This window comes from Rhodococcus sp. NCIMB 12038, assembly GCF_002165735.1.
Taxonomy (GTDB): Bacteria; Actinomycetota; Actinomycetes; order Mycobacteriales; family Mycobacteriaceae; genus Rhodococcus_F.
Genome location: NZ_NHML01000085.1, coordinates 1 through 1,499, shown reverse-complemented (window position 1 = coordinate 1,499; position 1,499 = coordinate 1). Strand labels below are relative to the sequence as shown.

General features: G+C 67.3%; 2 protein-coding genes. Both read right to left on the bottom strand.

Going from position 1 to position 1,499, the window contains the following annotated elements:
* The coding region (locus tag CA951_RS42025) for an alcohol dehydrogenase catalytic domain-containing protein (RefSeq protein ID WP_256974316.1) at window positions 1–628 on the bottom strand (628 nt) is incomplete at its 3' end.
* On the bottom strand, window positions 625–1,499 hold an 875-nt coding region (locus CA951_RS42020; RefSeq protein ID WP_143543219.1), incomplete at its 5' end, for a fumarylacetoacetate hydrolase family protein. The genes CA951_RS42025 and CA951_RS42020, both read right to left, overlap by 4 nt.

Genomic DNA, 1,499 nt, shown 5'->3' with positions numbered 1-1,499 from the left:
GCGCGGTGGTTGAGCCGAGCGCGGAGGTGGCGCCCTGCACGATTACCCGTTGGCCCTCAGCGAAACCGGCACGGGTGAGCTGGTTCATCGCGACCGCGCCGGCGAGTGCCACGGCGACGGCGTCGACGGGACTCATGTCGGCCGGAACCGGGAACACGTTCGTTGCCGGGACCGCCACGAACTGCGCGTACGCGCCTTGCCGGTGCGTGCCGATGATTTCGAGGGTGGGGGAGAGCTCGTCGTAGCCGGCTTGGGCCATCGGGCAGGCAGGATCGGTGACGACCGGGAAGGTGGCGACACGGTCGCCTACCGACACCGCGTCGACGTTCGCGCCGATGGCCGCCACGATGCCGGCGTGTTCGGCGCCGAGGATGTGCGGGAACGTGAATTTCGCGTACGGGTGACGTCCGGAGCGGGCGACCAGGTCCAGCAGTCGCCCGACACTGACCGCGCACACCCGCACCAGTACCTCGTTGGGGGTGATCGCAGGCGTCGGAACGGACTCGGCCTGCAGGACCTGCGGGCCGCCGAATTCACGGAAGGTCACCGCGGTCATCGTCCCCGCGGCCGGGGCCGCCGGGTGCCAATTCTCCCGTGGTGCACGAAGAGTGGGCTGCGAGGAGGTCATTTCAGGACAATCGTGTTGGTCAGTGTGCCGATTCCCTCGATCTCCACGGTAACGACGTCACCTTCGTGCAGGAAATCCTGTCGTGGCATCCCGACACCCGCCGGGGTGCCGGTGAGGATCACGTCACCGGGAGCGAGAGTCATGATCCGGCTTGCCGCAGAGATCAGCTGGTACACATTCGTCACCATCTGCGAGGTGTCGGAGTCCTGCTTGACGGTGCCGTTGACGTCGAGCCGGATCTTCAAGGCGTGAGGGTCGGGGACGTGCCATGCCGGCACGATTCCCGGGCCGATGGGGCAGAAGCCGTTCTGGCTCTTGTGGCCCACCCAGTCCCACTCGAACGCGGGGAACACCGCGCCGTCGCGGTGGAAGACCCCGCGGTCGGAGATATCGTTCGCCACAACGTATCCGGCGATGTAACCAGCTGCCTCGTCGGGGGAGACGCCGGTGCATTCCTCGCCGATGACGACGCCGAGTTCGGCTTCCCAGTCGACTCGGGACCGGCCGTCCTCGTAGATGGCGATGTTCGTGTCGTGGCCGGTGATCGTGGTGGTGGGGGACTTGAGGAAGAAGAAGGGTTCGGCGTCCGGGTTCGGGCGGGCGGTGCCCATCTCCTCGGCGTGGTCGTAGTAGTTGACGCCCGCGCACAGCACCGTGTTCGGGTAGGTCAGGGGGGCGAGGAGGGTGGCGTCTTCGACGACGGGAAGTGCGTCGACGTCGAGGTCGGTCAGCAGGACCTTGTACCGTGACCAGTCCCGGAGAACCGCCATGGTGTCGAGTCCGGCGAGGTCGGCGGGGGCGGAGCGGACCAGTCCGTCGGCGCTGAAGCCGAGGCGCACCTCGTCACCACCGGTGCTGTATTGGACCAGTG